Source organism: Vibrio sp. 1069 (assembly GCF_033340555.1).
The window spans coordinates 1-649 of the sequence record NZ_JAWOWP010000486.1 but is presented as its reverse complement, the minus strand read 5'-3'; the positions used below and the strand labels follow the sequence as shown (position 1 = coordinate 649).

Here is a 649-nt window from a genome sequence, read left to right as displayed (position 1 = left end):
TCATTGTGTGGATGATCCATCGATGGCAAGCCAGCAGGATAGTTCTCATTCAGCGCATGCTGGCGCGCGGTGTACAGCATGTACTCAGATTCAAACTTACCGTAACCGTAGCCAGTGAACGGTTTCTCGATCACCATATCCAAGGTTTGAGGGAAAGTGTACGCTCGAGGCGATTTCATATTCACTTTCTCTGTCGCCAGTCCACTTCCATCCGGGAATGCAATGCTCATTACAACGAACGAGAGCACCAAGCCCGTAACCAAAGCCGCGATCCAGCGAATAAAGCGGCCTTTGGTTGCAAAGCGATACATATACGGAATCACTAACAACAAACCGATGATGGTCGCTAGCCATCCTGTGCGCGAAGCTAACGCGACAATCAACGGCAAGGTAACAACAGGTACGGCATACAAAAGGTAAACGTCGCTTAGCTTACGTGAATACTTATAGGGTTGACGAGCTAGAAGGTAACTGGCAATGACTAATCCAGTAGCGAGAAAGCTAGCCATCACATTCGGTTGCTGAAAGATCCCGTACGGACGGTTAGCAATCGTGTCGTAGCCGAAAGGATTCCCTGGTTTTAGAAAAAGATATTGCGTCAGACCAAATAGAGCTTCAATCACGACAGCCAGTACGATGAACCAAAGTA

At 48.1% G+C, this 649-nt stretch carries 1 protein-coding gene; it reads right to left on the bottom strand.

Annotated elements, in window-relative coordinates; all coding sequences use genetic code 11:
• A partial coding sequence (locus R7040_RS27320) for an O-antigen ligase family protein (RefSeq protein ID WP_318097725.1) occupies positions 1-649 on the bottom strand: 649 nt, incomplete at both ends.